General features: G+C 72.5%; 7 protein-coding genes. 5 read left to right on the top strand and 2 right to left on the bottom strand.

The window, feature by feature from the left end; all coding sequences use genetic code 11:
* On the top strand, window positions 1-1,181 hold a 1,181-nt coding region (locus tag HGA02_RS07380; protein WP_168678481.1), incomplete at its 5' end, for an AMP-binding protein.
* A 66-nt stretch (window positions 1,182-1,247) separates the two neighbouring features.
* Here HGA02_RS07380 and HGA02_RS07375 read toward each other — a convergent pair.
* Window positions 1,248-2,480 (bottom strand): ABC transporter substrate-binding protein, encoded by a 1,233-nt coding sequence (locus HGA02_RS07375; RefSeq protein WP_168678480.1) that lies wholly within the window; start codon window positions 2,478-2,480, stop codon window positions 1,248-1,250.
* Here HGA02_RS07375 and HGA02_RS21635 point away from each other — a divergent pair.
* From HGA02_RS21635 to HGA02_RS07355, 4 genes are all read left to right on the top strand, one after another.
* Window positions 2,385-2,693 (top strand): 5-oxoprolinase subunit C family protein, encoded by a 309-nt coding sequence (locus tag HGA02_RS21635; protein WP_343035352.1) that lies wholly within the window; start codon window positions 2,385-2,387, stop codon window positions 2,691-2,693. The genes HGA02_RS07375 and HGA02_RS21635 overlap by 96 nt on opposite strands.
* A 261-nt stretch (window positions 2,694-2,954) precedes the next feature.
* Window positions 2,955-4,787, top strand: coding sequence for a ribonucleoside triphosphate reductase (locus tag HGA02_RS07365; RefSeq protein WP_168678479.1), 1,833 nt, complete (start codon window positions 2,955-2,957; stop codon window positions 4,785-4,787).
* On the top strand, window positions 4,787-5,476 hold the full coding sequence (locus tag HGA02_RS07360) for an anaerobic ribonucleoside-triphosphate reductase activating protein (protein ID WP_168678478.1): 690 nt from the start codon (window positions 4,787-4,789) through the stop codon (window positions 5,474-5,476). The genes HGA02_RS07365 and HGA02_RS07360 overlap by 1 nt, the downstream gene beginning before the upstream one ends.
* Before the next feature lie 173 nt (window positions 5,477-5,649).
* Window positions 5,650-5,988, top strand: a complete 339-nt coding sequence (locus HGA02_RS07355; protein ID WP_425483038.1) for an STAS domain-containing protein — start codon at window positions 5,650-5,652, stop codon at window positions 5,986-5,988.
* Between the two features lie 71 nt (window positions 5,989-6,059).
* Here HGA02_RS07355 and HGA02_RS07350 read toward each other — a convergent pair.
* Window positions 6,060-6,926: hypothetical protein (locus tag HGA02_RS07350; protein ID WP_168678477.1), on the bottom strand; the 867-nt coding region annotated here is incomplete at its 5' end.

The following is a 6,926-nucleotide window of genomic DNA, read 5'->3' as shown; positions in this document are numbered from 1 at the left end:
CGACCGTCACGGTCCTCGTGCCCGACGGCGTCGACGTGCCGGCGCCGCGGCTGGAGGACGAGGCCGCCGCCGCGACGCCGCTGCGCACGTACGCGTCGGTCAACCCGCTGCACCCCGCGACGATCCTCTACACGAGCGGGACGACGGGCCGCCCGAAGGGTGCGGTGTCGAGCCACCTCGCGCTGATCGAGCAGGTGCACGTGACGCTGATCGACACGTGCGACATCCGGGCCGACGACGTGATCTTCGGCGGCCTGCCCTTCTTCCACACGTTCGGGCAGTCGTCGGTCCTCAACACCGCGTTCCGCCGCGGCGCCGCCGTCGTGCTGCTCCCCCGGTTCGACCCCGACGAGGCGCTCGCGGCGATGACGCGGCACGGCGCGACGGTGTTCACGGCCGTCCCGACGATGTACGTCGGGCTCGTCCAGGCGGCGGCGCGCACGACCGACCGTCCGCCCCTGCGGTTCGCCGTCTCGGGCGGCGCGGCGCTGCCGGTCGCGCTCCTCGAGGCGTTCGAGGCGACGTTCGGGGCGCCGGTGCACGAGGGCTACGGCCTGACGGAGACCGCGCCGACCGTGTCGTTCAACTCCGTGGGCGAGCGGCCGCGGCCGGGCACGGTCGGGCGTCCGCTGTGGGGCGTCGACGTCGAGATCGCGGACCCGTGGGTCGCCGACCGGATCGAGCTGCTCGGCACCGGTCAGCTGGGCGAGGTCGTCGTGCGCGGCCACAACCTGTTCAAGGGCTACCTCGGCAACCCGGAGGCGTCGGACGAGGCGGTGGTCGACGGCTGGTTCCGCACCGGCGACCTCGGGACTCTCGACGAGGACGGCGTCCTCACGATCGTCGACCGCACGAAGGACATGATCGTGCGGTCCGGCTACAACGTGTACCCCAGCGAGGTCGAGGCGACCCTCGTGCGGCACCCCGCGGTCGCGCTCGCCGCCGTGTTCGGCGTGCCCGACGAGGTGCGGGGGCAGGAGGTCCACGCCGCCGTCGTGCTGGAGCCGGGTGCGACCGCGACGTCCGACGAGCTCGTCGCCTGGGTGCGGGACCGGATCGCCGCGTACAAGTATCCGCGCGTGGTGCACGTCCGCGACGCGCTCCCGATGGGCGGCAGCGGCAAGATCCTCAAGCGCGAGCTCGTGGCCGAGTACGCGCCCGCACCGGCCGACCTGGCCTGACGGTCGACGCACGGAGGGCGGGCGACCCGGTCGGGGCCGCCCGCCCTCCGTCGTGGGCGCGTCGCGTCAGGTGGCCGGCACGCCCTCGTCCTCCGGCGCGGGGGCGTCGCCGTCGTAGGGCTCGACCGACCCGTCGCCGGCGTCGGTGGTGAACGCGGTCCCGACGTAGTCCTGCACCCCGCCGGTCACCACGGTGATGCCGACGCCGCCGAACGACCGGTGGCTGTCCGCGGAGTACGCGAGCGGCATGATCCCGTTCCCGGTGACGTCGCCGCTCTCGAGCGCCTCGACCAGGCTCTCCCGCGTGGGGTCCTCCCCCGCCGCGGCGAGGGCCTGCGCGAACGTGTAGGCGACGGACATGCCGTAGACGGTGTTCCCGGTGAACGGCTCCCCCGCGTTGTAGGTGTCGTTGATCTCGCGGAACAGCGCGACCCAGTCGCTGTCCGGGCTGAACGGCAGGTAGTTGGCGCTGACGAAGCCCTCGAGCACCGCGGGCGCGACGTCCTCGCCGAGGTAGCCGGCGAGCGTCGGGTAGTCGCCGCCCGACGAGGACGCGAGCCACTGCGCCGGGTAGCGCATCTTGGCGGCGGTCCCGACCGTCCGGGCGGTGAAGCCGTTCACGGTCGCGAGGAAGTTGTGCGTGCACCCCGCGGCCTGCATGGCGCCCACCTGCGCGGTGACGTCCTGGTCGGACACCGCGTAGGTCTCGCTCACCGCGAGCGCGTCGGCGCCGAGCACCGCCTCCAGGCCGGCGACGAAGTCCTCGCCGTAGTCGTCGTCCTGCCCGAGCACGCAGAAGACGGCGTCGTCGCCGCCCTCGTCGAGCGCGTACTGCGCGAGCGCCTTCGCCTCGGTCGTGTAGTCGACGTTGAACGCGAACGTCCACGGGTGCTGCTCGGGGTCGTCCCACAGCAGCGCGCCCGACGCGACGAACAGGTCGGGCACCTCGTTCTCGTTGAGGTAGTCCAGCACCGACGCGTGCGTGGGGGTGCCGAGGCCGTTGAGGATCGCGAACACCCCGTCCTCCTGGACGAGCTCGCGCACGACGGTCTGGGTGGTCGCGGGGTTGTAGCCGTCGTCCTTGACGACGTACTCGATCGTCCGCCCGTGGATGCCGCCCTGGGCGTTGACGTGGTCGAAGTACGCCGAGACGGCCTTCGAGATGGACGAGTACCCGGCGGCGGCCGGGCCGGTGAGCGGCGTGTGCGTGCCGACGGTCACGGTGTCGTCGGTGACGCCGGGGCTGGGCTCGGGGGTGCTGCACCCCGCGAGCGTCGCCGCGAGCGCACCGGCGCTCACGACGGCGAGGGGGCGCGGGCGCGTGCGGAGCTGCCGTCGGCGGGTCTGGTCCCGGGGGCGGTGCAGGTGCCGCCGGACGGCCTGCCGGTGGTGTTCGGCGTCGACCACCCGGTGACGGGCGGGTACCCGGTGGTGGCGGTCGTGCGGTCGTCGGCGCTCGGGGTCCTGGCGCAGGTGCGACCGGGCGAGCCGGTCCGGTTCGTCCGCGGCTGAGCGCTTCGTCGCGACACGCCCCGACCGGCCGTCCCGGACGACACGCCGCTCCTCGCGCACACCCGTGCCGCGACACGCCGCGCATCCGGACGAGTTTTGGCCGCAGGGCCGTGCATGCGCCCGCGGAGGCGGGACCTTCGTCCCCCGGAGGCCCCGTCGTCGGGCATAGAACTGCCACATCTAGTCCTCCGGGGACGCCGCGACCACAACATGTGGGGTCGCAGAGGCGGGAGGGCACCAGGGACGAAGGGGACACCGCACATGACCGAGCAGGTCGTCGTCGAGGTCGGCTCGTCGATCGACGAGTACCTCGACCGCCGCGACTGGCGCGTCAACGCCAACGCCAACCAGGGCTACTCGCTGGGTGGGCTCATCCTCAACACGGCCGGGAAGGTCGTCGCGAACTACTGGCTGAGCCACGTCTACCCGGCCGAGGTGGGCCGTGCGCACCGCGAGGGCGACCTGCACATCCACGACCTCGACATGCTGTCGGGCTACTGCGCGGGGTGGTCCCTGCGGACGCTCCTGCAGGAGGGCCTCAACGGCGTGCCGGGCAAGGTCGACGCGCGCCCGCCGAAGCACTTCGGCTCGGCGATCGGCCAGATCGTGAACTTCCTCGGCACGATGCAGAACGAGTGGGCGGGCGCGCAGGCGTTCTCGTCGTTCGACACCTACATGGCGCCGTACGTGCGGCTCGACGGCCTCACGTACGAGCAGGTGCGCCAGGGCGTCCAGGAGCTCGTCTACAACCTCAACGTGCCGTCGCGCTGGGGCACGCAGACGCCGTTCACCAACCTCACGTTCGACTGGACGTGCCCGGAGGACCTGCGCGAGCAGGTGCCGTTCGTCGCGGGCGAGCCGTGCGACTTCACGTACGGCGAGCTCCAGACGGAGATGGACCTCATCAACCAGGCGTACATCGAGGTCATGACGGAAGGCGACGCGAGCGGGCGCGTCTTCACGTTCCCGATCCCGACGTACAACATCACGCACGACTTCGACTGGGAGAGCCCGAACGCGGACCGGCTGTTCGCGATGACGGCGAAGTACGGGCTGCCGTACTTCCAGAACTTCCTCAACTCCGAGATGCACCCGGGCGACGTGCGGTCGATGTGCTGCCGCCTGCAGCTCGACCTGCGTGAGCTGCTCAAGCGCGGCAACGGCCTGTTCGGCTCGGCGGAGCAGACGGGCTCGCTCGGCGTCGTGACGATCAACTGCGCACGCCTCGGCTTCCTCAACCCGGGTGACGAGCACGGCCTGTTCGACGCGCTGTCCGACCTGCTCGACCTGGCGCGCGCGTCGCTCGAGCTCAAGCGCACGGTCATCCAGCGGTACATCGACGAGGGCCTCTTCCCGTACACGAAGCGGTACCTCGGCACGCTCGAGAACCACTTCTCGACGATCGGCGTGAACGGCCTCAACGAGATGGTCCGCAACTTCACGGGCGACGCGTACGACCTCACCGACCCGCGCGGGCACGCGCTCGTCGTCCGGGTGCTCGACTTCGTCCGCGCGCGGATGGTCCGGTACCAGGAGGAGACCGGTCACCTCTACAACCTGGAGGCGACGCCCGCGGAGGGCACGACGTACCGGTTCGCCAAGGAGGACCGCCGTCGCTACCACGGCATCCTGCAGGCCGGCACGGACGACCACCCGTACTACACGAACTCCTCGCAGCTCCCCGTGGGCTTCACGGACGACCCGTTCGAGGCGCTGGCCCGGCAGGACGACCTGCAGACGAAGTACACGGGCGGCACCGTCCTGCACCTGTACATGAGCGAGCGCCTGTCGACGCCCGAGGCCGCGCGCGAGCTCGTGCGGCGGTCGCTGTCGACGTTCCGCCTGCCGTACCTCACGGTCACGCCGACGTTCTCCGTCTGCACACGGCACGGCTACCTCTCGGGCGAGCACCCGACGTGCCCGCGCTGCGCCGACGAGGGCTACGGCGAGGTCGTGTGCGAGGTGTGGACGCGCGTCATGGGCTACCACCGGCCCGTGAGCTCGTTCAACATCGGCAAGAAGGGCGAGCACATGGAGCGCACGCCGTTCCAGGAGCGCGCCCTCGCCACGGCCGGTGCGGAGCAGCAGGCCTGATGACGGACCGCACGACGACGGCGGCGGCGGCGGACGGGCTCGCGATCGCGGGCCTGACGCCGCTGTCGTCGTGCGACTGGCCCGGTCGGCTGGTCGCGACGGCGTTCCTGCAGGGCTGCCCCTGGCGCTGCACGTACTGCCACAACTCCGCGATCCTCGACCCGCGCACACCCGGCGTCGTTCCGTGGTCCGACGTGCGGGACCTGCTCGCACGACGGCGCGGCCTGCTCGACGGCGTCGTCTTCTCGGGCGGCGAGCCCACGCGGCAGGCAGGCCTGGTCGACGCGGCCCGCGAGGTCCGCGACGCCGGCTTCCTGGTCGGCCTGCACACCGGCGGCGCCTACCCGCGCCGGCTCGAGGCGCTGCTGCCGCACGTCGACTGGGTCGGGTTCGACGTCAAGGCGCCCGCGCGCCTGTACCGCGCGATCACGCGGGCGGGTGGCGCGACGACCAGCGCGGACGCGACCTTCGCGTCCCTCGCGCTCGTGCTGGCGTCCGGCGTCGACGTGCAGGTCCGCACGACCGTCGACCCCACCGTCCTGACGCCCGCCGACGTCGACGAGCTCACCGCGACCCTCGCCGGCCTCGGCGTGCGCGACCACGTGCGGCAGGAGGTCCGCCCCGACGGCACGACCGACGAGTACCGGCAGGCCCTCGCCTCGGTGCGACGCGTGCCGTCGGCTGTCTGACCACCGGCGAGCCGAGCCGCAGTGCGCAGGTCGGCACGATTCGGGACACATAGCCCTCCGCGGGGCGTGTCGATACCGCCGCCCGGGTGAAAACACGCCGCTCGATGCGCTCGTCGCGGGCCTGTCGGGAATGTTTGAATTTCCGACGAGGAACGGGGGAGCACAGGGTGCGCGTGACCAGCAGGGACGTGGGGACGCGGACCGTGGTGGAGGTCGACGGTGAGGTCGACGTGTCCACGGCCGACGCGTTGCGGGAGTGCGTCCACGACCTGCTCGACCGCGAGCGCACCGACCTCGTCGTCGACCTCGGCAACGTGACCTTCATGGACTCGACGGGCCTCGGCGTGCTCGTGGGGTCGCTCAAGAAGGTGCGGCTGCTCGGCGGGCGGCTCCAGCTCGTCATCTCGACCGAGCGGGTCCGCCAGCTCTTCCGCATCACCGCGCTCCTGCCCGTCTTCACGGTGCACGACACGCTCGACGACGCGCTCGCGGACGACGGCTCCGTCGCCTGACCGCGCCCTGCGGACCGGCCCGACGCACCGGCCAGCCGCGTGGTCCCTCCACCACGCGACCGGCCGGGGGATCAGCGGGGGGTCAGCACGTAGAAGACGGTCTCCAGGCCGTCGACCTGCGACGCCTTGATCTCCACCGTCCAGTCCGGCAGCGTCGTCCCGTAGAACGGCGCGCCCAGCCCGCGGCCGGCGTCGGGTGACGAGCCGTCGAGGAGTGCTCCCGCCCGCGACACCCGGTCGTCGGCCGGCGTCGCGATCTCGACGAACCATCCGCCGTCGTCGAGGCGTCGGACGTCGAGCAGGCGGCCCGGGACCAGCGGCACGTCGTCGGGGAACGCGGCGGGGAGGCCCGAGACGGCCGTCTGGTCGACGACCCGCACCGTCGAGGACCGGGAGACGGACTCGACGGCAGCGGTGAGCGGCCCGTCGTCGGGTGCGACGTACACCTCGTACTCGCCCGCGGGCAGCGGGTCACCGCCGGGTCGGCCCGGCTCGTCGCAGGTGACGAGCGGGACCATCAGCGGATCCCAGCCGGTCGGCGAGTACGGGATGCTCGCGACGGCGGCCTGCTCGATCGACGTCCCGACGACCGTCCCGTCGTGGGCGAGGACGACGCGGACGAACGGCGGGGTCTCGACGTCGGGGAGGGGCACGAGGGGGTACGCCTCCAGGTCGCGCACGCCGCCGAAGGACGGCCACAGCCACATGGACGGGCCGATGACGCTGGTCAGCCATGCACCTTCCGGTGCATCGGAGGGCGAGACGGGCACGTTCGCGTCGTCGGTCGCCGCGGTCAGCGTGAGCGCGTCCTCGACCGGGAGGTCCTGCAGCGCGCCGGTGCCGGAGCCGCAGGTCCCCGCCGGGGCACCTGCGACGGCGGGCGGCAGGACGCTCGTGTCGTGCCCGCCGACCTGCACGGCGCCCACGGCGACGGCACC

Origin of the sequence: Cellulomonas septica, assembly GCF_012396155.1 — a bacterium.
Taxonomy (GTDB): domain Bacteria; phylum Actinomycetota; class Actinomycetes; order Actinomycetales; family Cellulomonadaceae; genus Cellulomonas; species Cellulomonas septica.
This window is presented reverse-complemented; position numbering and strand designations above follow the sequence as displayed.